This window comes from Terriglobales bacterium, from assembly GCA_035567895.1.
GTDB lineage: Bacteria > Acidobacteriota > Terriglobia > Terriglobales > Acidobacteriaceae > Gp1-AA112.
Map to the genome: position 1 here is coordinate 111,699 of DATMPC010000009.1, position 21,209 is coordinate 132,907.

Sequence of the window (21,209 nt, forward strand, 5' to 3'; positions counted from 1 at the left end):
TTTAAGTAGTCAAGCCGCGAGTAGAATGTCCGTTCGATGAAACCAGGGATCCTTGCGCCACTGCTGTTCGCCTTCTCATTCGCTGGCTCTGCAGAGGCTACTCAGAATAACGCTCCCCTATCCAATCGCGTAGTGCATTACACCATCGATGCGACCTACGACCCCAAGTCGCACACGTTGGACGCTACAGAGATCCTCACTTACAAAAATCTTTCCGGTCAGCCGCAATCGACTTTTCCATTTCATCTCTATCTAAACGCGTTTCAACCGAACTCCACTTTTACACGCGAGGCACATCGCGATTACCGGGATGAGGAATGGAAGTCGAGCTACCTCGGTGCGATTGAGATCAAGAAGTTTGAAGTGGTCGGCCAGGGCGATCTGACCACAAAACTGCAATTCGTATCTCCGGATGACCACAATCCGGACGACCGCACGGTGGCGCAAGTGCAACTTCCACGGGCGATTCCGCCGGGAGGGTCGGTAGAGTTCCGTATCCAGTTCCATGACAAGTTTCCCGAAGTCGTAGCACGAACCGGCTACAAAGGAACTTTCACCATGGGAGCCCAGTGGTTTCCCAAAGTGGGCGTGTGGTGGCATGGTGCATGGAATTGCCATCAGTTTCATGAGACTACGGAGTTCTTCGCTGACTTTGGAGTATTCGACGTGAAGCTAACGCTTCCACAAGATCAGATCGTCGGAGCGACTGGCGCGCAGACATCGAGTTTGAACAACTCAAACGGCACAAAAACGCTTGCCTTTCATGCAGAAGATGTCCACGATTTCGCCTGGACCGCCGATCCCAGATACAAGATCTTCGAAGATACGTTCACAGGAAGCTCCGGCCCAGTCCGCATTCGCACTCTGATGCAGCCGGAGAACGCCGCGCAGGGCCCGCGCTACAACACGATCGCCAAACGCACGATGGAGCTCTTTGACCGATGGTATGGGCCATATCCATACGAGGAGCTCACGATTGTGGATCCGGCGAGCGTTCGTGCCGGTGGCATGGAATATCCCACGCTCATCACAGCAGATACCACGTGGTACATGCCGGATAGTTTTCTGGTGCCGGAAACCGTTGTTGCGCATGAATTCGGACACCAGTATTGGTATGGCATGGTTGCCACTAATGAATTCGAGGAGGCGTGGCTCGACGAGGGCATCAACACCTATACCGAAATTAAGACACTCGACGCCTTGTATGGCAAGGATCGCAGCCTGGTAAATGGAAAGCGCATCACCTGGGGGGACGCAGAGGAACAGCATTTGTCTTATCAGAGGAACCCGAGGTTCGATCCAATTGCGCGCTACGCATTTCAGTTCGCCAGCGAGCGTTCGTATGGTGACATGACGTATGGAAAAACTAGCTGCGCGCTGCTCACTCTCGAAAGCCTGATTGGTGAGGACACAATGCAACGTGCGCTGCGCGCATGGTTCGAGCGCTACCGCTTCACACATCCCAGTGGAGCCGAGTTTCTGAGGATCGTCGAAGAAGTCTCCGGTCGAGACCTGGGATGGTATTTCAATCAGGCGATCTACGGTACTCAGGTCCTGGATTATGAAGTCTCGAGCGCCGCGTCATGGCCCAGCAACTGGTACGACGACAGGACCGCCAGCGCGAACTATCACAGCGAGGTCATGGTGCATCGCAAGGGCGAGTTTGTACTCCCCGTCGAAATCGAACTCAAATTCGAGGATGGTTCACATCTGCGCGAACACTGGGACGGCAAAGATCGCTGGACGCGATTCAGCTATGACAAGAAAGCCAAGTTAGTTTCCGCAGAGGTCGATCCCGATCACAAGGTGTGGCTCGACGTGGATTTCTTCAACAACGGCCGACTCGCCGACATGTCCACTGGGCGTGTGCGCCGCAAGCTCAGCAACTACTGGATGAGCTTCTGGCAGTTGATCGCGCAGGTTCTGGGGTGGATGGCATGAAAGCCAGTGGATGGCTCCTCGTCGATGGAGGAAGATGGCTCCTCGTCGATGGAGGAAAACGTCTTGCCACATCGAAGCGTCACTTGATTACTCTGTACGCCGCCAATCTCCTCTTGGGTTGGTCTACAACATTTGGATTGTCATCCCGAATCGGAGCTGTCACAGGCTCGAGTCTCTATTCCGAACGCCTCGCTCATGGATTCGATCTCGGAGTATTCCTCGAACTCATCAACAAGCCGGAAATAGCTCCATACTCCCAAGTCCCAGTTGCACTGGTTTTCGCTGGACTCTTCGTTGTGTTGCAGCTATTCCTTACTGGCGGAATCATTACCCAATTCCTGGCGGCGCAGCAGGTTGATCGACCTCGTTTTTATGCGGCCTGTGGCGAGAACTTCTGGAAGATGGTTCGCATTGCCCTCGTGTTTGTTTTGGTTGCGGGACTAGCTGGTGGCATTTTGCATGCTATCCGGACAGCTTTGGATGTTGCCACAGAGAACTCGGCCAATCGCCAAGCGGCCTTGGCGCTCCAAACCGGGATGCTATTGATTGAAGCTTTGGCTCTGCTCTGGGTGCGCATGTGGTTCGACCTTGCACAAACGCAGCTGGTTGCAAACGGCACGCCCGGCATCCGCTCGAGCATCGCTTATGGATTCAAGTCGGCGCGACGCGCGGCTCGACTCTACGGGAGTTATGTGTTGCTGGGGATCCTGACGTCACTCCTAGTTGCACTTGGCATTTACCTCTGGTGGGTAGCGGCTCCCGCATCTCAAGTGATCGTCAGTTTCCTTATTCTGCAGTCAACGCTTGGCTATCTCCTCGTTCTGCGGTGGTGGCAACGTGCTCTTACTGCCGCTTGGTATCAGCGGCATACTCCGCTCGCTGCTGCTATTGAGCTTGTGTCTCTTGAACCCCTGCCGCCGGAATCTGCGATTCCTGAGGTCCCTCTTTCACAGTAGCTCGCGTGGCGCTTTGCTAGACTCGACAGTTTGCTTTCTGGTCCAGACTCATCGATGGAGAACGACTCTGTGGAAATCCGTAAAGTAGGCGTCATCGGCGCGGGAACGATGGGCAACGGCATCGCTCACGTGCTTGCTCGGAGCGGTTATGACGTAGTCCTCTGCGAAATGGCGCAGCAATATTTGGATCGTGGCCTGGCTACGATCCGCAAGAACCTGGAGCGTGAAGTTGCGAAGAACAAGATCAGTGCTGAAGACAGCGCTGCGGCCGTTGCCCGCATTCGCGGAGTAGTGGACCGCACGGCTCTTTCAGAATGTGACTTTGTCATCGAAGCTGCGACTGAGAAGTTCGAAGTCAAATCGGAGATTTTTCGCGACATTGACCGCATCTGCCAGCCAGAGATCGTCCTTGCCAGCAACACTTCCTCGATATCGATCACGAAGATCGCCGCACTGACTCGGCGGCCCGACAAAGTGATCGGCATGCACTTCTTCAATCCTGTGCCAATCATGAAGCTGGTAGAGGTGATCCGCGGTCTTGCTACTTCGGATGAAGCCTATCAACTGACAAAGCAATTAGCGGAAAAGCTCGACAAGACGCCCGTAGAAGTAAACGACGCTCCCGGCTTTGTTTCGAACCGAGTGCTCATGCCACTGTTAAACGAGGCAATGTACTCCGTCATGGAGGGCGTTGCGACTCCACAGGCAGTCGACGAAGTATTCAAATTGGGAATGGCGCATCCGATGGGGCCACTTACTCTGGCGGACTTCATCGGGCTTGATGTGTGCCTCGATATCATGCGCGTTCTCCATGAAGGCTTGGGCGATCCGAAATACCGACCGTGTCCGCTGCTGGTGAAGATGGTCGATGCAGGTTGGTTGGGTAAGAAGAGTGGAAGAGGGTTCTATCGCTACTAGAGGGTCTTGGGCGCGCTGGTGCGCGTCCGGTCAAAAAACACTTGGATATTCCGGCCTCAATCCTAATCTGTCATCCTGAGGTCCGGTGTTGGCCGAAGGATCTCCCGGAGTGAATAAGGCTTACTTGCTGCATCCTGGCACTTTCACGAGGGTCTTCGCCAAACAGCCGCGACGCCGCATGGACGTCCGAATCATCACAGGAGATCCTTCGGCCAACGCCGGGCCTCAGGATGACAATTCCGAGATCTCAGGATGCAGGAAGAACGTGCTGCCACTCGAATAATTACTCGCGCATCCACAGGCTTTTCGACTATCCTTCGCTCCATGGTCCGTATGACGGTGCTGGCCTCGGGTTCGCGTGGCAACACCGCTGTCCTCTCCAGTTCGGGCACTAGCATCCTTATCGATGCTGGCATCTCCTGCCGCGAAACGCTTCGTCGCATGCATCGCGCGGGCGAGGATCCATCCAAGCTGTCGGCGATTGTGATCACGCACGAGCATCAGGACCACATCTCCGGTCTCGCGGTGCTGGCGCGGAGACTGAAGATTCCTGTTTACATCACTGGACACACTCACCAACAGTGGCAACGTTGGGTGCGCGGACCGGCAACTCGGCAGGCTCCGCTCTACAAAGATGACGATAAGGCTCATCTGGACCGCTGCGAGCATTTCCGCGCTGGAGTCAAGTTCCAGATTGGCGATATCGAGATCCTTCCGTTCACGATTCCGCACGATGCAGTCGATCCCGTGGGATTCGTCTTTCGTACCGAAGGTCTAAAAATCGCTATGGCCACCGATTTGGGCTACATGGCAGCGAACATCAAGATGCATCTGCGTGGATGCGATGCCCTGGTTCTTGAATCGAATCATGATCTTGAGATGCTGCGCGGCGGGCCGTACCCCTGGTCGGTGAAGCAGCGGGTCATGTCGCGCGTTGGCCACCTTTCCAACGACTCTCTCGCGGATTTCTTCTGCAACGACTATGATGGAGGAGCAGCATTCCTGGTGTTGGCACATTTGTCGGAGTCGAACAACCATCCCGAACTGGCACTGCAGTCGGCAGAGCGCGCTCTTGGAGGCCGGCTGAATCTGATCCAGAACCGGCTGGTGCTCGCTTCTCAGACAGAACCGATGGAAGCGATTCGTTTTTGATGTCAAAGTGCGTTGATCAGGTAGTAGGCGACATTCTCGCAGGCTGGCGATACGACATCTCTGGCATCGCCTCTGAGATGCGCGGCGACTACGAACAGCACTTCGCCGAATGTGTCCATTGCAGCGCCCGCCAGCGCCTACATCGCACCATTGATATCGGCCTGATCGCAGTGGCGACAGTCTCTGCTGCGCTCTTCCTCATCGCGTTCGGCGCGATCCGCCACTACGATCCAAACCACGCGCATCTGCTGGAGTTCATCGCTTTAGCCGGCTTTGCTTTTTCCAGCCTCGTTTGGCTTATTGTGGCTCTCGCCACACCTGCTCCGGTCGTGATCCAGGATGCCGCCATAATGGGCGCTCGCCGCATTCAAGCAAAACTCCCACCTGAAATACGAGAACGGATTCCCGCCATTGGAAATCGGCAGTAGAAAGAAGCACTCAGCCGTCAGCACTCAGCATTCGGCCGCTCAACTGTTGAGGCCCACCCAAGCGAAGAACAGTGAAATTAACAGTGATTTTTTTAGAAATAACTCCACTGTTACTGGTTTTTCCCAGAGTCATTGGAATTCGTGTTTTGGGAACAGTGAATAACAGCGAATCAGCTGTGAATTTTTTTGTGCACGTCCTTGACGGTGTAGTCACCTTTTTTTAGCCGGGAAGGGCTATCACTGGTTGATCAGCACTTAACATTCAGCCTCTCGAAGTTCCGTGATGCTCGCGCCGTGCAAGTAAGTTGAACGGCTGAATGCTGAGTGCTGGCGGCTGAACGCTCGCAACAAAAAAGCCGTCCATTTTCAGAACGGCTTTTCTTGCTAGCTAGCTTCGACGTCAGTTTCAGAACTTAGCTCTGCGTCTTGTCTGGAGCGGCCTCGCCCTTTCGTCCATGGCGATGATGTCCACGATGCTCTTTCTTCATCTCCTTGAACTTTGCTTGCTGATCCGGAGTTAGCTTCGCCATCATCTGCTCATGAGAGCTCTTGCGCAGCTCTTTGAACTTGGCTTTCTTCTGGTCCGCAGTCAGCGAGGAATCATTCTTGATCGCCTGCGCCTGCTGCTTCATGTTCTCGCGGATGCTCTTCAAGTCGGCTTGCTGCTCAGGAGTCAGGTTCAATTCCTTTGCGAACCTTTCTCCGCGTTCTCCGCGCTTTTCTGATTGGGTTTGAGCCGCGTTGTCACCGCTGGCCGTGCTGGCTGTCTGCGCCAGAGCTGCCATCGGCAGCACCATAGCTCCAGACAGAATGAATGTGAAAAAACGGTTTGACTTCATCGATCACCTCTGTGGGATGAAAACCCATGCGAGACCGGGAAGTTGTGGAAAACCGCGCGACCGGAGCTGGATCTTCTCGCTGCTTTCTATCTTAATTTCAAAGGGTTAAGAACCCTTGAGCGGCAGCTCAGGATCACCTTCTCGAGACCCAAGCAACTGTTTTGAAAACAAAAAATGCCGCCCTCGACGGCGGCATGGAAATGCGGAGATGCTGCTACGGGACCATGTTCAGGATGCTGCTGTCATGGCGGCCAGCTACCTCAAGGCGGGTTTTGGCACGCTCAATCAGACGCAGCGCCTCTTCCTTGTTTGCGTTGGGATCCTTGAGCTGCTCTTCGCCCATCTGGCGCTGACGTTTCGCGCCTTCCACATCGATGTCCGCTGCTTTCTCGGCACGTTCGGCAAGAACCGTGACCTTATCCGGCAAGACCTCGGCAAAGCCCCAATGAAGAGCAAGGCGTTCTATTTTGCCATCCGGGCGGCGATAGTTAAGCTCGCCACTACGCAGTTCGGTAATGAGGGGAGCGTGGCCGGGCAGAATGCCGAGATATCCCGACGTTCCCGGTATCTGCGCTTCGGTGGCTTGCTCGCTTACAAGCAAGCGCTCCGGAGTGACGATTTCGATTTGGAACGTGTCTGCCATGACTACTATGCTGCGGCCTTCATCTTCTGAGCGTCTTCGAGAACCTCGTCGATCGTACCCTTCATGTAGAACGCCTGCTCAGGAACGTCGTCGTGCTTGCCTTCGATGATCTCTTTGAAACTGCGGACCGTGTCCTGAACCTTAACGTAGCGTCCTTTGTAGCCGGTGAACTGCTCGGCTACGTGGAAGGGCTGCGACAAGAACTTCTGGACCTTGCGGGCGCGGGCTACCGTGATCTTGTCGTCTTCCGAAAGCTCGTCGATTCCCAAAATGGCGATAATGTCTTGCAGATCCTTGTAGCGCTGCAGAATCTTCTTCACACCTTGCGCCACGTCGTAATGCTCCTGGCCCACCACACGCGGAGTAAGGATTCGCGATGTAGACGCCAGCGGATCGACTGCCGGATAAATACCTAGCGCGCTCAATGGACGCGAGAGCACGGTGGTTGCATCGAGGTGAGCGAAGGTCGTGGCCGGCGCGGGATCGGTAAGATCGTCAGCGGGCACGTATACAGCCTGCACTGAGGTCACCGAACCCTTTTTGGTAGAGGTGATCCGCTCCTGCAGCTCTCCCATTTCGGTCGCGAGGTTGGGCTGGTACCCCACGGCGGAAGGCATACGTCCTAACAGCGTGGAGACTTCAGATCCTGCCTGCGTGAAGCGGAAGATATTGTCGATGAAGAGCAGCGTGTCCGCGCCCTCTTTGTCGCGGAAGTATTCGGCGACCGTAAGTCCAGTTAGCGCCACGCGCAGACGCGCTCCAGGCGGCTCCGTCATCTGACCGTAAACCAGTGCAGCCTTTGAGGCGCTGCTGTCGCCAGGCTTGATAACGCCCGACTCGCTCATCTCCAGCCAGAGGTCATTGCCCTCGCGAGTACGTTCGCCCACACCAGCGAATACTGAATATCCACCGTGCTGCTTGGCGACGTTGTTGATCAACTCCATGATGACGACGGTCTTGCCGACACCGGCGCCGCCGAACAGTCCGATTTTGCCGCCCTTCAAGAACGGCTGGATCATGTCGATGACCTTGATTCCGGTCTCGAACATCTCTTCTGAAGTCGATTGCTCCTCGAAGCTTGGAGCGGGGCGATGAATGGGCCATCTCTCGGTCGCATTCAGCGGACCGAGCTTGTCTACCGGCTCGCCGATTACGTTGATCACGCGCCCCAGAGTCGCCTTTCCTACCGGTACCGAAATGGGACCGCCAAGGTCGATGGCCTTCATGCCACGCACCATGCCTTCTGTGGCTTCCATGGCGACACAGCGAACGCGGCCTTCGCCCAAGTGCTGCTGCACTTCGACAATGATGCTGACGGGCTCCGGCACGTTGAAACCTTCGCTGGTAATGCGCAGCGCCTGATAGATCGGCGGCATTTTGGCTTCTTCAAACTGAATATCAACGGCAGGGCCGGAGATTTTAATCACTTTTCCGATGTTCTGTGCCATAGGTCCTTACAGAGCGGCTGCGCCGCTAACGATTTCGATAATTTCTTTGGTGATCGATGCCTGACGGACGCGATTCATAGTCAACGTCAATGCATCGATCATGTCCGACGCGTTGTTAGTAGCCGAATCCATCGCTGTCATACGCGCGGCGTGCTCGGCTGCAACGGACTCGAGTAGTGCACGATAAATCTGAATCGACAAGTAGCGCGGCAGCAGGTCGTGGAACAGGCGCTCCGGCGACTGTTCGTAGATGTAGTCACCGGTCCCGAATTTCGCTGCACGCTCGTCGACAGCCGACGTATCAGGTGCTCGGATTCCGACTCCGGAGCGAGCAGCAGCCTCGGCCGCCTTCTGCCGCTCTTCAAGCGTGAACTGATCTACCTGTTCCACGTCCTGCTCGCCGATCTTCACGATCGGCAGCACGTGATCGACCACCAGCCTCTGCGCGATGACCGACTTGAACTCGTTGTAGACGAGAAAGACTGCATCGACTTCTTTGCGGGCATAGCGCTTGATGATCTCTTCGGCGAGATCGCGAGCTTGTCCAAACTCCAGCTTGTTCAGCACGCCAACCTGCTCGCCTACGATCTCTACCGGCGCGACCCGCTTGTACTCGCCCTCTTCGCTCCCAGCCTGAGCGTAAGGAAAACGGCGGCGGAGCATGTCACGTCCCTTACGGCCGATGGCGATGATGTCGACGTTCTTCCCGGCTTCGGTTTCAAGAAAACGATTGGTCGCCTTGATGACGTTGGCGTTGAAAGCTCCTGCGAATCCCTTGTCGCCACTGATGACAACGAGCAGGATGTTCTTCGCTTCACGACGCTCCAGCAAGGGATGACGCGGCTCTCCGGTTATGGGGTCGTAAATCTCGGCGCGCGAAACCAGAGACTTCAGGACGTTCACGAGCATTTGCGCATACGGACGCGCCGCCAATGCCTTCTCTTGTGCGCGACGCAGCTTCGCCGCCGAAACCATCTTCATGGCTCCGGTGATCTGCTTCGTGTTTTGCACGCTGCGAATGCGGCGTCGTAAATCGAGAACGTTTGCCATTAACTAGCTTTTGCCCCAACCGCCTGACGCTGAGCGAGGAACTCCTGCTTCACTTCTTTAATCAGACGATCCATTTCCTTCTTGATGCTGTCGTCGAGCGTCTTCTTTTCCATGATCTGGTTGAGGAGGCCCGGATTCGTCGTATCGACGTACTTGTATAGCGCCTCTTCGAACTCACGCACCTGCGAGACCTGCAAGTCGTCGAGATAGCCATTCGTGCCGGCATAAATCGCGAGGATCTGCTTGCTGAATGGCAGGGGCGAGAACTGCGGCTGCTTGAGCAGCTCAGTGAGCCGCTGACCACGGTTTAGCTGTTGCTGCGTGGCCTTGTCCAAATCGGAACCGAACTGGGCGAAGGCTGCTAGTTCGCGATACTGAGCGAGTTCCAACTTCATCGATCCGGCGACCTGACGCATGGCCTTGATCTGCGCCGATCCGCCGACGCGGCTGACCGAGATACCGACGTTGACGGCCGGACGAATGCCAGAGTTGAACAAGTCGGTCTCGAGGAAGATTTGGCCGTCGGTGATAGAGATCACATTGGTCGGAATGTAAGCAGAAACGTCGCCGGCCTGTGTCTCGATGATTGGCAGGGCTGTGAGCGATCCGCCGCCCAGCTTGTCGGAAAGCTTCGAGGCGCGCTCCAGCAGCCGTGAGTGAAGATAGAAAACGTCTCCCGGATAGGCTTCGCGCCCTGGGGGACGACGCAGCAGCAGCGATATCTCGCGATACGACGCAGCGTGCTTCGACAGATCGTCATAGATCACGAGCGCGTGCTTCCCGTTATCGCGGAAGTACTCGCCGATCGCGCATGCGGCGTAAGGAGCGATGTACTGCATGGGAGCAGGTTCGGACGCCGAGGCGGCCACCACAACCGTGTAGTCCATCGCACCGTATTCGGTAAGCGTCTTCACCACGTTGGCGATCGAAGAACGCTTCTGACCGATCGCGCAATAGATGCAGATCAGATTGTTGCCCTTGTTGTTGATGATGGTGTCGAGCGCAACCGCGGTCTTGCCCGTCTGGCGGTCGCCGATGATCAGCTCGCGTTGTCCGCGACCAATGGGAATCATCGAGTCGATGGCCTTGATACCAGTGGCCATGGGCTCACGCACTGGCTGACGATCAATGACGCCGGGCGCGATACGTTCGACTGGGATGGTGTTCTTGGTCGTAATCGGGCCCTTGTCGTCGATGGGCTGCCCGAGGGAATTCACGACACGACCGACCATGGCTTCACCAACAGGCACCGCCATGATCTTCCCGGTGCGACGCACCTCGTCGCCCTCTTTGATCTCCGTGTACTCACCCATGAGCACAGAGCCGACCTCGTCTTCTTCCAGGTTCATGGCGATTCCGGTTACGGCGTGGCCGAAGTCGATCAATTCTCCGGCCATGACTTTGTCGAGGCCGTAGATGCGAGCGATGCCGTCGCCGAGCGAGATCACCGTGCCGACTTCGTCGACGGCAACTTTCGATTCAAAATTCTCGATTTGCTCGCGAATGAGCTTTGTAATTTCGTCTGCTTTGATTTGTGCCATTTTCTAAACTCTTAAAGTGATGAGTAACCGTTGGATTGCTCGAGGCGATTATGTCTGTTCGTGCCTAGCTTGCTGCCAGTTGCTCTTTCATGCGGCGCAGTTGCCCGCGTACCGAGCCGTCGTAGACGGTGCTTCCGACTTTCACGAGCACGCCGCCCATTAATCCTTGATCGAGCAAATACCGAACCCTCAATTTCTTGCCCGTAGCTTTGGCGACCTGCGCTTCCAGTCTGTGTTTCTCTTCCGCGCCTAACTCACGGATGCTTACGATTTCGGCGTCAGCAATTCCGAGCCGCTCGTTAATCTGCGCAATCGCTTCTTTGACGATCTGGTCGAAGGCATGAATGCGACGATTCAATATCAGTATCGCGGTGAAGTTGCGAATTTCAGGCAGAAGCCCTGCCTTCCTGGCAATCGCATCCAGAAGTTTCAACTTCTGCTCGCTGGAAAGTGAGGGAGTATCCCAGATCGTCCGCAGCTCCGCGCTTTCCCGCAAAAACGTTTCCAGCGAGTTAAGCTCAGCAGCGACCCGATTTGCATCGATGTTTCGATGGATCACTACATCAGCGAGGGCACGCGCATAAACTCCAACGAAGGATGCCATTTAGCGACCACCATTTCTGCGGGCATCCGCGCCAAGCTGCTCGGTGAAATCTTCAACTAACGCCTTGTCTGAGTTCGCATCCACGCGAATTCCCTTTTCGGCGAAGGACACCGCCAGCTCTGCGGCGTATTTCTGAAGGTCGCGACGCACCGTATTGACGGTTTGCGTGATTTCCTGTTCAGCAGCCTGGAGGAGTTTCTGTTTTTCGGCCTCGATCGAAGCACGAACGCGATCTTCTTCGGCCCGCGCTTCCTCCTCAGAATGCTTCTGCATGTCTGCGATCTCCGAAGACAGCCGAGAGAGCCGAGCCTCTACTTCACGGAGCCTGCGACCGGCCTCCTCACTGGCGTGTCGCGCTTCCTCTATTCCCCTCTGGATTTCCTGAGTGCGATTGCGCAACATCGCGGGAACCTTTGACTTCATAACGAAAAGAACGAACAGCGCGATGATGGCGAAGTTGATCACCACGCAGACCCAGTAAGCGGTTGTCAGCGAAAGGCCTGTAATTCTGGCAATGCCACGCACTGCCGCCGAATACTTGAACGCCGCTTCTTCGTCCTTGGGTTCTTCCCTGCCTGCAGAGGGCTCCCCAGCTGCGGATTCCTGTGGCGTTCGTCCCGCGGCTTCGTTTGCAGCGTGCGTCACTTCCTGGTTGGGGGTGGATGACTCGGGCTTAGCGGCCGCATCCGTACCTGATCCCGAAGCTGGTGCCGTGGAAGTCGGAGCACTTGGCTGGGATTGTTGCAGCGCAGCACTACTGAGCGAAAGGGACGCAATCAGTAGCAGCACAAAGCCGAACTTGCGCGAGATATTCTTCATCTGCGACCGCCGACGGCTGGCTCTTTGAGAGCTGCTCCCGTGCGCAGGATGGCACGAATGATCTCCTGCGCCAGCGCCGAGGCCTCGGAGTGCACCAGAGCTTTTGCGATTTCTGTTTCTTTCATGATTTCAGCGCGAGCGGCATTGACTCGCCCTTCGGCGGCTACTCGCGCTTCAGCAATAGCAACCGTCTTGTGCTCAAGAATCTGCTGACGGAGCTTCTCCAGACGCTTGAAAACCGCCAGCCTGGCGTCGCGAACCTTAGCCTCATATTCCGCCGCCTTCCGCTCCGCAGCGGCAATATCGGCTTTGGCCTTCTCGGCAGCGCCTACGGTCTTGCTGCGGCGCTCAGCTAAAGCGCTCGCAAGCGCGTTGTGCACGATGACACGATAGAGAATCCACGTGAAAACAAAGAGGATGATGGTCGGGATTGCTCCGAGCGCAAGTTCGCCTAGTTGTCTGAGCGTCGCGTCCATTAACTTGGGTGGTTATTGTCTCGCCGGGGATGGGATCGACAACTCTTTAAGCTAACATTCGGTTTTTGCGAGTGTCAAACGGCAATCGAGCCGATAAAGCGTTGAGACTCTAGGTGAAATTAAAGTTGCGTAGCTCTCGACTTTCCTTGACATGGGCTCCTGAGAGGCGGACACTAAGGGGTATCACCTCCGATCCGATTCAGGATCGAATGGGCTCGTGGCCAAGGAATGTCACCGCTTCTCGGCCGCGGGCCTATTTAATTTCCAGCCGAACGATTGTCCTAGATTTGAGATCCCGACAGCATTCTCAAACTGTCATCCCTCGCGTCCGCCGCGGCGGACGCGGGGGACCTGCTTTTTCTCGTCATTGAGAGAAAGCAGATCCCCACTCCGCGTTCGGAGTTATGGACGCATAAAACGGCCTTGCTGCGGAGTGAGGGATGACAGTACCTGGAGTGAGAGAGGCCCACCAACTATGCTTCGGCGGATTTCGCGCTGTTCCGCGGTGCGGGTCGCGACTTTAAGTCGGCTACGACAAGCCGGATTTCTTCAAAGGTAACTTCGGCCGGGAGAGCGTCCTTGATGGGCCTCAGTCGCTCCATCCCAACCTTGGCGCAAGCCGCTTCGATCTCTGTTACCTTCTGCTCCCCCACCCAGTTGCGCTGAAACTGCACCTTCCGGGCTTCGACCATCTCCGCGACGAGCGTAACAACACTGCCGATCTGGCGCCCGCGGATGGCCGCCACTTCGGCCAGCGTGTGTCCTTGAGCCAAGAGGCCCAGAGTCTCTGCGGCAGGCTTCGATCGCTTATTCTGAGGCTTGTCTGTGGCACGCGCGCCTTCGTTGAATCGACGCAAGGCGTCGAGTATCTGCCTGCCGTACAGCTCGATCTTGCGCTCGCCGAAGCCATGAACCCGGCGAAGCTCCATCAGGTTCGTGGGACGAATACGGCACAGTGATTCGACCGTAGTGTCGTGCATCACGATAAACGCAGCGATTCCCTGCTGCCGTGCTGCATTCCTCCGCCACTCGCGAAGGTAGTCACTGAGGTCGTAATCAACATCCGGCTCCGGCTTTGCGGATGGATCGGCCGATGCCGAATTCGGCGCCTCCAGCTCCGTGGCCGCCTGCACCGGTAGGACATATCTGCCACGTTTCTTAGTCGTTACTGGCTCCGCCATTCTCAACCAGGCGGGCTCGGCACCGCACACATCGCATGCGCCACAAGTGTTCCATTTTGGAGTTTGGCCGAAGTGCGAGCAAATCTGTAGATGACGGCACTTTCCCTCATCGACAAAGCGGCGAATCTGGTGGTATCGCTGCCAGGAGCGCTCTTTTTCCGCGGCGTCGCTCATTTGTTCGATGAAGTAGGTGAGCAGACCAACGTCGCGGGCCTGCCACAGCAGCAGGCAGTCAGCGGCCAGCCCATCGCGACCGGCACGTCCTGCCTCCTGGTAGTACTGCTCGATCGATTTCGGAAGCGACAAGTGAATCACTGCGCGCACGGCGGCTTTATTGATTCCCAGCCCGAAAGCAATGGTGCCGACCAGCACGCGCACGTCGTCAGACATCCAGCGCTCCTGATTCCGTCGACGCGCGTCGCTATCCATCTTGCCGTGATATGCAACCGCGGGAATGCCTCGCTCCTCGAGAAAATCGACCGTCTGTTCCACCCGATTGATCGTAGGTGAATAAACGATGATGTTGCTTCCTGAGTACTGACGCAGCGCCTGCAGGAGCAGCGCGTCCTGTGTGCCATATTGGCACTGCTTCACGAGGTATTTCAGATTGGGACGATGAAAACTGGCGATGTACTTGTCAGGATTCCTTAGTCGGAGCTGTGCGATGATATCGTGGCGTACCTGTCGGGTTGCGCTCGCAGTAAAGGCTGCGATCGGCAGATCAGGAAAATGCTGGCGCAAGGCGCTGAGTTGCCGGTACTCCGGGCGAAACTCGTGTCCCCATTCGGAAATGCAGTGTGCTTCGTCGATAGCGAAGAACGAAACCGGCACACGTTTTAACCACTCGATCGTGTCCTTGCGCGCGAGTCGTTCGGGCGAGAGATAGAGCAGACGGAAGCGTCCCTGTGTGGCATCGTGCACTGTCTTGTTCTGTTCGCTACCGGCAAGCGAGCTATTGAGACTCGCGGCAGGAATCCCCATTTGGGCGAGCTGCGCAATTTGGTCCTGCATTAGGGCGATCAAGGGCGAGATTACGATCACCGTCTTCTCAGACAGCATCGCCGCGGGCAGCTGATAACAGAGGGACTTGCCACCACCGGTCGGCATCACAACGCACGTATCGCGACCGGCGAGCAGGCTGGAAACTATGCGCTCCTGCAAGGGACGAAAAGAATCGTAGCCCCAATATCGCTGCAGCGCTGTCAAGATCGCGGAATTTGAATTCATGTGCGGTTTTTTAGAGAGACTCTTTTACCACGAGATTGCCGGAAGCAGGAACAATATATTTATCGTTTACGAAGACGTCTCAGAACAGAGCGGGGCTTACGTGAGTCTCGTTTTGGAATCACCACTCCAGCGGAGCTTGACTCGAAGTTCTGCAGCCGCCACAGGAGCGACTTAGGACCCTCTACTGTCAACTGAACGCGATCTTGCCTATATTCCCGATTCAGGATGTTCGCGCGGGCCTCAATCATGGCAAGCACTTTGCCCTCGCTCTGCGGCACGCTGATTTCTATGCGCTCCACCGGATCGGCTGTCAGCGTCGCGTCGATTCTCTGCAGCAGCGCTTCCAGCCCAATGCCCTTCATCGCCGAGACCTGAACGACCTTGTCACCGCCAGGAAGCGCGTTCCGTTGCGCAGGAGAAAGCAAATCGATCTTGTTCAAGACGTGAACCGTCGGCTTTTCCTGCACCTCGAGTTCGGCAAGAACCTTCTCAACCTGCTCCTGCTGTTCAGCGGCGTTGGGGCTGGTCGCGTCGGCGAGGTGCAGAATCAATGAAGCGCGCTGCACTTCTTCCAAAGTCGCGCGGAAGGAGGTAACTAATGTGTGCGGTAGGTTACGAATAAATCCAACCGTGTCTGAAAGCAGGACCTTGCGTTTCGAAGGCAGAGTAATCGAGCGCAGGGTTGGATCGAGAGTCGCGAACATGCGCGAGGAGGCAAGAACTCCAGCCTTGGTAAGCGCATTGAACAATGTCGACTTTCCCGCATTGGTGTATCCCACGAGCGCCACTGTTTCCACGGGGACGGCCTCGCGCCGTTGACGCTGTTGCGCGCGCACGCGACGCACATTCTCGAGCTGCTGCTGCACATGGCGCATGCGGCGGTAAATCTTCCGGCGATCGGTTTCGAGCTGTGTTTCACCGGGTCCGCGTGTGCCAATACCGCCGCCGAGCTGCGACATTTCCACACCGCGCCCGGCTAGTCGGGGCAGCAGGTATTCCAATTGCGCCAGTTCAACCTGGAGTTGACCTTCGCGAGTACGCGCGTGCCGCGCAAAGATGTCGAGGATGAGCTGCGTTCGGTCAATCACCCGAGCCTGCAGCTCGCGTTCGATGTTGCGCTGTTGTGAAGGAGAAAGATCGTGATCGAAGAGCACGACATCGGCACGCGATCCGGCAACGGCTCCGGTAATTTCCTCGAGCTTGCCGCGGCCGATGAGTGTTGCCGGCTCCAGCTTGTCGCGACGCTGTATGACTTCACCGACAACTTCGGCTCCAGCACTGGTCGCCAGTTCGCGAAATTCAGCCATTGAATCCTCGGCGGAGAGGCCGAGAAAGGCATCAGCAGCTTTTGTGTTCTTTGGGGAAGGGTTCTGTTCGGCGCTCTCCAGGGATTCCAGGCGCGAGGCTTCGATCGCTTGTCTCGCCATCCTTGCCTGGGCGCTCGGGCCGCCGCTTCGCTTCGAGCGCAGGTCGATTCCGACCAGGAATGCCCGCTCCAGCCTGTGGGCAGGATCGTTGCCAGTTGCGTTCGAGAAAGACGGACTCCGTGCCACTTGAATGCCAGCGCTTGCGCTAAAGAATCCGCTCAGCCTTCGGAAACTGCTGTAGGAGGCGCAGCATCATGCCCAGCCGTCGAGCGCTCCGACGCGGGTGGACGATGCTCGGAAGCTGCGGGACGTTCTCCGAAATGCGATCCGCGCGCCATGACTACCGTGGAGATCGCATGCTTGAAGATGAGCTGCTCCTGGTTGTTGGTTTCGAGTACGACTGAGTATTTGTCGAAGGACCGGATGCGTCCGCTCAGCTTCACTCCACTCATCAGATAAATGGTGATTGGAGACTTGTCCTTACGAGCAGTGTTAAGAAAAGTATCCTGAATATTCTGTGCCGGCTTTGTTTCCATTGTGCCGATCTCTCCTTGAACCAGAACCAGATAGGAACGTGTAGATGACTACCACGACTATAGACAGTCCCTAAAGATAAAACCGGGAGAGCGGTCTTGGCAAATTGAGAGGTTACAGAACGAGAGAAGCCCTGCTACAAAGGAGCGATTTGGCGGCGAGTTTTGTTGTCCGTTAACACGTGCCACGCTGGAAAGTTGCGTTCTGGGAAGCGTATGATGCGGGCGCATCGAAGGGCGTCGCATCGGCATCTACTACACAGGTTCCCAGGTAAGAAGAAAAGTACATGGAGGCAAGACAATGAAGTTACTGGCAACGTTTGTAGTTCTCGGGGGCCTCGCTTTCGCTCAAGCCCAGTCGGGCAACACTCAGTTAGCGATCCGTCCAGGAACGCCGGATCCGAAAGAGCAGCGCATTGTGAAGGAGGTTCGTCACGAACTGGTGATGCTCCCGTATTACTCACTGTTTGACGATCTCGAGTATTCCGTAAATGGTGACACTGTGACTCTACTCGGGGCGGTTACGAATCCTACGCTGAAGAAGGACGCCGAGAACGTGGTGAAGCGCATTGAAGGCGTGAACAAGGTCAACAATCAGATCAAAGTGTTGCCGCCTTCCCCGATGGATGATCGCATTCGGCAAGAAACAGCGCGCGCGATCTCAAGGCAAGGCGGGCTCTACCGCTACTTCATGGGAGCTGTGCCATCGATCCACATCATTGTGGATAGTGGTCACGTAACCCTGAAGGGTGTGGTTGATAACGAGGCAGACGATACGCAGGCGAGATTGGCCGCGAATCAAGTCCCTGGTGTCTTCTCGGTTAAGGATGAGCTCCAGGTTCTGAATCAGAAGACAGCAAAAAAGTAACTGAACCGCAAGTCCAGAGGCGATAACTGATTGGCACTCCAGCCGACGTGAGCTATCGCCTTTCGCATCCGCTTAAGTGTGCTGGATGCCTATGGCATCAGTACGCCTGTGGCCGTCTTCGTGACTCACGCGATCTTCGGGTCTGTCCTTGGACTGTTCTATCGCTAGGTAGACATACCTAATCCGAGTTTAAGCGTATTCATCGAGGACCCACCTGCAACCTGCGTTGCTATGGGCATAAAATCGCTAAAACCTCCCATATTGGAACACGGAGATTTGGTACTACGTAGAACTAAGTAGGGCAATTTTGTGGGCATCCGCTCTCGATTGCTGTGAGAGGATGCTTCAGTCATGACCGATTCTCGACCGAAAATTCTCAGCATCGATGACAATCAGTCACTCAACTCGATGCGGCAAATGGTTCTTGCTGTAAGTGGCTTCGATTGCGATTTGGCCAGCACTGCAGAGCAGGCTCTGGCCATGATACTTACCTGTCATTATGACGCTATTTTGCTCGATTATTACCTGCCCGGAACAACCGGTTCCCAAGTTGCGAACACAATCAAGACTCTGCGCCCAGAGGTACCGATCATCGTGGTCACGGGCGAAGAACTGGACGAGCACAGCGACGCCGTTCACAGTTACATGGTCAAAGGCGAAGGGCCTGAAGTTCTCTTGGCAAAACTGCATTCCGTAGTGAATGCCAAAAGTATCAATTCTCGGACGATGCAGGCGGCTGCGAGTTGAGGAAAGACAGCGACTAACAATTAGCGGAACTAGACCGTTGATTGCGCGGTTTTTCTATTGCCAATTGCCTATCGCTTGCTGCCTTTTTCCGGAACCAAAGTCAACACATCCGTCGCGTTCTCCTCAATCGCTTGCTTCGAATAGAGCAAGGGAAAATACTGTCCCGCTTCCCAAAGCGGGAGGAGATCGGAGTAGTGCCGGCTGCCAGGCTCGCCGCTTTGGCCTGGAGTATTGATCGCCAGCGAGTTATCGAAGTTGCTCAAATCAAAGATCTCACGGTAGCTCGCACCAGAGGACTGTTGAAAGCTGCCTGTTCCTGATCCCGTCGCATTCACCGTGTTAGCGTCCCCTGGCCTTGCGACTGGCCCAAGATCGAAGAGTGGCTTGGCTCCAGCGAGCTGATCGAGGGCGTGACGAAACGTCATGGTATGCAGGGAGCCCCACGACCACAGCGCGGGATCCGTTCCTGCTTTTTGTTCTAGTTCGTGTCCCGCGTCGAGAAGTGTCGACAACAACACCTGCTGCTGCTCATCCGGCGGCAAGGACTTCAGGCAATCCATGGCTTGTTGCGTACTCAAGTGCACTGCCTTTGGCGCGGACGCCCCAGCTATCTTCCCGAGTAGGGCGCTCCGCAGATGGTTTTCCCAAACCTCGTAGAGCGCGGCCGCTACCGAGGTGGAGCGCATGAGGCGGTCCCAATCTTTGAGAATCTCAAGGAAGCGCCGCTCTGGACCATCACTGCGCCGCGGCAACATGGGAATGAGTTCATTGGCCGGCAACGAATACACATCTCGCTGCAAGTCTTCCACGTCCGCCATTCTGATCTTTCGTTGTTTCTCTCCAAATCCGCTTAAGACTTGACGAATCCTTTCTATGCGATAGGTTGCCCACTCAAAACCAACTTTGTACTTATAGTCTTCAGGAATCGTGCGATTATTCGCGGTTGCAAACCATCCTTCTGCCGGATTGAACGTGCGTGGCAGTTGATCCAGTGGCACGAATCCGGACCATTCATGGTTGCCATCGCTTCCCAGTACGGGAAGCAAACCAGTCCAGCTTCGAATCGGGGTCAATCCAGCCGACTGTTCTCCGATGTTTCCGTCAGTATCGGCGTAGACCATGTTTTCCGGAGGCAGCTTCCAACGTTCAAGAGCAGCGAGGAATTCATTCCAGTTTTGTGCCCGATCGACAGCCAGCGACGCCAGGTAACCGGCCGTGCCAGGCTCGCTGCCTACCCAGCGCAATGCCAAAGCCCGATGACGTGCTGCGTCTTCCCAGAGCACTGGACTATGTTGCGTGAATTTGAGCGTGACTGTTTGCGGAGAGCCATCCTTCACCGCGATCACGGTCTTCTCCGTCCGCATCAATTCCCATTTTCCGTTGCGCTTGTACTGCAGCGGATTGTCGGGATTGAGTTCCTCGACGTATAGATCTTGCTGGTCCACTCCGAATATCGTGAGCCCCCAGGCGATGTGTTGGTTATGTCCAATCGCCACGCCCGGCAACGCTGGCTCGCCAGCGCCGATCACATCCCATCCAGGCGCGCTGAGATGCACGATGTATCGCAACGACGGGACAGCAATCACGCGATGCGGATCGTTCGCTAATATCGGCTTGCTTGTCGACGTAAGTTTGCCCGAAATGGTCCAGTTATTACTCCCCACGGATGCAGTCTGCAGTGCAAACTCCATTCTCGTGTCCCCACCTATCAGTCCATCCAGTAGTTTCGGAGACAAGCCGGAATAATCCACTCCATTTGCTGCGTCGAGCTTAGTTGGCGGATCGGGATCCAGAATTTGTTGCGTCGTCTCAGCTCCCAGCGTTGTCAGAAGCTCGGCATCTCGCAGCTCAGCATGTGCATTGCCCGTCATCGAGTAAGCGGCCATGCGCGACAAACAGTCTTCGGGCTTCCACGGTTCAGGTTTGAACCCGGCAAGTTGAAAGCTAATCGGCAGCCCCGGACCGCTTGCTGAATCGAGATAGCGAATATAGGCGTTAATTCCGTTGGTAAATGCCGTAAGGATTGCCAGTGTGTCTGGTGAGTAACTTTTGTATTCGCGCTCGAAATCGCCGCGATACTTCAGCAAACGCGCATACCGATCGCGCTCGATTGCGGATTTGCCAAGCACCTCCGCGAGCCTTCCCTGGCCCGCGCGCTTCCACAACTCCATCTGGAACAAACGATCCTGTGCGGCCACGAATCCCTGCGCAAAAAACAAATCGTGCTGGTTCGCAGCGTAGATATGCGCGACACCCCAGTTGTCACGCATGACCTTGACTGGGTGCTCCAGGCCGCTGGTTTGGAGCTCTCCGTTGATTGGAGGATTTGCTTTTTGTGCGCGCGCAGCGAGCTCAGGCTCAGTCGACTGCCGGCTGAAGACAAATGCAGAGAGGAGAGCGGCAATGCAGAACGCATGCGCGAGTTTCATCCCGCAAATTATATGAGTAGGAAGAAGCCCGAAACTTTGAAC

The 21,209-nt window shown here is 55.8% G+C and carries 20 protein-coding genes; 8 read left to right on the forward strand and 12 right to left on the reverse strand.

Going from position 1 to position 21,209, the window contains the following annotated elements; all coding sequences use genetic code 11:
• Nucleotides 1-36 precede the first annotated feature (36 nt).
• From VNX88_02320 to VNX88_02345, 6 genes are all read left to right on the forward strand, one after another.
• Nucleotides 37-1,941, forward strand: coding sequence for a M1 family metallopeptidase (locus VNX88_02320; protein HWY67467.1), 1,905 nt, complete (start codon nt 37-39; stop codon nt 1,939-1,941).
• On the forward strand, nt 1,938-2,897 hold the full coding sequence (locus VNX88_02325) for a hypothetical protein (GenBank protein HWY67468.1): 960 nt from the start codon (nt 1,938-1,940) through the stop codon (nt 2,895-2,897). Before VNX88_02320 ends, VNX88_02325 begins: the two co-directional genes overlap by 4 nt.
• 69 nt (nt 2,898-2,966) lie before the next feature.
• Complete coding sequence (locus tag VNX88_02330) at nt 2,967-3,815, forward strand: 3-hydroxybutyryl-CoA dehydrogenase (GenBank protein HWY67469.1); 849 nt, start codon at nt 2,967-2,969, stop codon at nt 3,813-3,815.
• Between the two features lie 85 nt (nt 3,816-3,900).
• On the forward strand, nt 3,901-4,098 hold the full coding sequence (locus VNX88_02335; GenBank protein ID HWY67470.1) for a hypothetical protein: 198 nt from the start codon (nt 3,901-3,903) through the stop codon (nt 4,096-4,098).
• The gene (locus VNX88_02340; GenBank protein HWY67471.1) at nt 4,068-4,967 is read left to right on the forward strand and encodes an MBL fold metallo-hydrolase; all 900 of its coding nucleotides are present in this window, start codon (nt 4,068-4,070) and stop codon (nt 4,965-4,967) included. The genes VNX88_02335 and VNX88_02340 overlap by 31 nt, the downstream gene beginning before the upstream one ends.
• The gene (locus VNX88_02345; protein ID HWY67472.1) at nt 4,967-5,395 is read left to right on the forward strand and encodes a hypothetical protein; all 429 of its coding nucleotides are present in this window, start codon (nt 4,967-4,969) and stop codon (nt 5,393-5,395) included. The genes VNX88_02340 and VNX88_02345 overlap by 1 nt, the downstream gene beginning before the upstream one ends.
• Nucleotides 5,396-5,808: 413 nt before the next feature.
• On the opposite strand, the gene VNX88_02350 is transcribed toward VNX88_02345, so the two are convergent.
• The 11 genes from VNX88_02350 to hfq all read right to left on the reverse strand — a co-directional run bounded on the left by VNX88_02350 (nt 5,809) and on the right by hfq (nt 17,126).
• The gene (locus VNX88_02350) at nt 5,809-6,234 is read right to left on the reverse strand and encodes a Spy/CpxP family protein refolding chaperone (protein ID HWY67473.1); all 426 of its coding nucleotides are present in this window, start codon (nt 6,232-6,234) and stop codon (nt 5,809-5,811) included.
• Nucleotides 6,235-6,448: 214 nt separating this feature from the next.
• Nucleotides 6,449-6,877, reverse strand: coding sequence for an ATP synthase F1 subunit epsilon (atpC, locus tag VNX88_02355; GenBank protein ID HWY67474.1), 429 nt, complete (start codon nt 6,875-6,877; stop codon nt 6,449-6,451).
• A gap of 5 nt (nt 6,878-6,882) precedes the next feature.
• A complete protein-coding gene (gene atpD, locus VNX88_02360) occupies nt 6,883-8,325 on the reverse strand; it encodes a F0F1 ATP synthase subunit beta (GenBank protein HWY67475.1) in 1,443 nt (480 codons plus the stop codon).
• A gap of 6 nt (nt 8,326-8,331) precedes the next feature.
• Complete coding sequence (gene atpG / locus VNX88_02365) at nt 8,332-9,375, reverse strand: ATP synthase F1 subunit gamma (GenBank protein ID HWY67476.1); 1,044 nt, start codon at nt 9,373-9,375, stop codon at nt 8,332-8,334.
• Nucleotides 9,375-10,916 (reverse strand): F0F1 ATP synthase subunit alpha, encoded by a 1,542-nt coding sequence (atpA, locus tag VNX88_02370; GenBank protein ID HWY67477.1) that lies wholly within the window; start codon nt 10,914-10,916, stop codon nt 9,375-9,377. Before atpA ends, atpG begins: the two co-directional genes overlap by 1 nt.
• Nucleotides 10,917-10,980: 64 nt before the next feature.
• The gene (gene atpH, locus VNX88_02375) at nt 10,981-11,520 is read right to left on the reverse strand and encodes an ATP synthase F1 subunit delta (GenBank protein ID HWY67478.1); all 540 of its coding nucleotides are present in this window, start codon (nt 11,518-11,520) and stop codon (nt 10,981-10,983) included.
• The gene (locus tag VNX88_02380) at nt 11,521-12,339 is read right to left on the reverse strand and encodes a hypothetical protein (GenBank protein HWY67479.1); all 819 of its coding nucleotides are present in this window, start codon (nt 12,337-12,339) and stop codon (nt 11,521-11,523) included. It lies immediately after the preceding gene.
• A complete protein-coding gene (locus tag VNX88_02385; GenBank protein ID HWY67480.1) occupies nt 12,336-12,815 on the reverse strand; it encodes an ATP synthase F0 subunit B in 480 nt (159 codons plus the stop codon). The genes VNX88_02380 and VNX88_02385 overlap by 4 nt, the downstream gene beginning before the upstream one ends.
• A gap of 473 nt (nt 12,816-13,288) precedes the next feature.
• The gene (locus VNX88_02390) at nt 13,289-15,223 is read right to left on the reverse strand and encodes a RecQ family ATP-dependent DNA helicase (GenBank protein ID HWY67481.1); all 1,935 of its coding nucleotides are present in this window, start codon (nt 15,221-15,223) and stop codon (nt 13,289-13,291) included.
• A gap of 59 nt (nt 15,224-15,282) precedes the next feature.
• Complete coding sequence (hflX, locus tag VNX88_02395; protein HWY67482.1) at nt 15,283-16,650, reverse strand: GTPase HflX; 1,368 nt, start codon at nt 16,648-16,650, stop codon at nt 15,283-15,285.
• A 158-nt stretch (nt 16,651-16,808) separates the two neighbouring features.
• A complete protein-coding gene (gene hfq / locus VNX88_02400; GenBank protein ID HWY67483.1) occupies nt 16,809-17,126 on the reverse strand; it encodes an RNA chaperone Hfq in 318 nt (105 codons plus the stop codon).
• Nucleotides 17,127-17,424: 298 nt separating this feature from the next.
• Between hfq and VNX88_02405 the strand changes: the two genes are divergently transcribed.
• The gene (locus VNX88_02405; GenBank protein ID HWY67484.1) at nt 17,425-17,991 is read left to right on the forward strand and encodes a BON domain-containing protein; all 567 of its coding nucleotides are present in this window, start codon (nt 17,425-17,427) and stop codon (nt 17,989-17,991) included.
• A gap of 351 nt (nt 17,992-18,342) precedes the next feature.
• A complete protein-coding gene (locus VNX88_02410) occupies nt 18,343-18,738 on the forward strand; it encodes a response regulator (GenBank protein ID HWY67485.1) in 396 nt (131 codons plus the stop codon).
• A gap of 68 nt (nt 18,739-18,806) precedes the next feature.
• On the opposite strand, the gene VNX88_02415 is transcribed toward VNX88_02410, so the two are convergent.
• A complete protein-coding gene (locus VNX88_02415; protein ID HWY67486.1) occupies nt 18,807-21,167 on the reverse strand; it encodes a penicillin acylase family protein in 2,361 nt (786 codons plus the stop codon).
• Nucleotides 21,168-21,209: the final 42 nt, after the last annotated feature.

Coding starts and splice junctions, on each gene's coding strand:
- VNX88_02385 (HWY67480.1), bottom strand. CDS start 12,815: ATGGACGCGACGCTCAGACAACTAGGCGAACTTGCGCTCGGAGCAATC.
- VNX88_02390 (HWY67481.1), bottom strand. CDS start 15,223: ATGAATTCAAATTCCGCGATCTTGACAGCGCTGCAGCGATATTGGGGC.
- VNX88_02415 (HWY67486.1), bottom strand. CDS start 21,167: ATGAAACTCGCGCATGCGTTCTGCATTGCCGCTCTCCTCTCTGCATTT.
- VNX88_02320 (HWY67467.1), top strand. CDS start 37: ATGAAACCAGGGATCCTTGCGCCACTGCTGTTCGCCTTCTCATTCGCT.
- VNX88_02345 (HWY67472.1), top strand. CDS start 4,967: ATGTCAAAGTGCGTTGATCAGGTAGTAGGCGACATTCTCGCAGGCTGG.
- VNX88_02350 (HWY67473.1), bottom strand. CDS start 6,234: ATGAAGTCAAACCGTTTTTTCACATTCATTCTGTCTGGAGCTATGGTG.
- VNX88_02405 (HWY67484.1), top strand. CDS start 17,425: ATGAAGTTACTGGCAACGTTTGTAGTTCTCGGGGGCCTCGCTTTCGCT.
- VNX88_02325 (HWY67468.1), top strand. CDS start 1,938: ATGAAAGCCAGTGGATGGCTCCTCGTCGATGGAGGAAGATGGCTCCTC.
- VNX88_02380 (HWY67479.1), bottom strand. CDS start 12,339: ATGAAGAATATCTCGCGCAAGTTCGGCTTTGTGCTGCTACTGATTGCG.
- hflX (HWY67482.1), bottom strand. CDS start 16,650: ATGGCGAGACAAGCGATCGAAGCCTCGCGCCTGGAATCCCTGGAGAGC.
- atpA (HWY67477.1), bottom strand. CDS start 10,916: ATGGCACAAATCAAAGCAGACGAAATTACAAAGCTCATTCGCGAGCAA.
- atpC (HWY67474.1), bottom strand. CDS start 6,877: ATGGCAGACACGTTCCAAATCGAAATCGTCACTCCGGAGCGCTTGCTT.
- VNX88_02410 (HWY67485.1), top strand. CDS start 18,343: ATGACCGATTCTCGACCGAAAATTCTCAGCATCGATGACAATCAGTCA.
- hfq (HWY67483.1), bottom strand. CDS start 17,126: ATGGAAACAAAGCCGGCACAGAATATTCAGGATACTTTTCTTAACACT.
- VNX88_02340 (HWY67471.1), top strand. CDS start 4,068: ATGCAGGAAGAACGTGCTGCCACTCGAATAATTACTCGCGCATCCACA.
- atpD (HWY67475.1), bottom strand. CDS start 8,325: ATGGCACAGAACATCGGAAAAGTGATTAAAATCTCCGGCCCTGCCGTT.
- atpH (HWY67478.1), bottom strand. CDS start 11,520: ATGGCATCCTTCGTTGGAGTTTATGCGCGTGCCCTCGCTGATGTAGTG.
- atpG (HWY67476.1), bottom strand. CDS start 9,375: ATGGCAAACGTTCTCGATTTACGACGCCGCATTCGCAGCGTGCAAAAC.